This is a genomic window from Bacillus sp. LR--39 (genome assembly GCF_053613335.1).
This window is the reverse complement of record NZ_JBSIOT010001511.1, coordinates 1-532: the sequence shown is the minus strand read 5'-3', so window position 1 is coordinate 532 and position 532 is coordinate 1. Positions and strand designations below refer to the sequence as shown.

General features: G+C 50.4%; 1 protein-coding gene. It reads left to right on the top strand.

Features of this window, described 5'->3' with window-relative positions:
• Positions 1–22 precede the first annotated feature (22 nt).
• Positions 23–511: a cupin domain-containing protein gene (locus ACWHAR_RS31470; protein ID WP_144459224.1), complete on the top strand. Its 489-nt coding sequence runs from the start codon at positions 23–25 to the stop codon at positions 509–511.
• The last annotated feature ends 21 nt before the right edge of the window (positions 512–532 follow it).

Here is a 532-nt window from a genome sequence, read left to right as displayed (position 1 = left end):
ACAAAAAAGGGAGGTGAAATTGATGGAAAGAGAGACACAAACATACTTCTTTCCGGATGACGGCAGGATTCCGAATCATCCTGATTTTCCGCTCGTGGTGTATCAAAACGCGCTTAAGGACACCGGACTGGCAGAGCGGATCGTCATCCGGCATGGCTGGTCAAACAGCTGGTCAGGGAGTGTTTTTCCATACCATCATTATCACAGCAATACGCATGAAGTCCTGATTGCCCTTAGGGGAGAGGCTGTGATTCAGTTTGGGGGAGAAAAAGGGGCTGCCATCCCTTTCAAATCAGGCGACGCAGTCGTGATTCCAGCCGGAGTCGGACATAAAAAGCTCAGCTCAAGCCCCGATTTTACTGTCCTTGGCGCCTATCCCGGTGGCGTTCAGTATGATATGAAGACGGGGAAGCCCAATGAGCGGGAGGAAGCGGTCAAACAGATTAAGCAGGCGGCGTTGCCGGCGAATGATCCGATCACAGGAAAAAGAGAGCCTCTATTGGAAATTTGAGTAAAGTGAAGGGGAGAAATT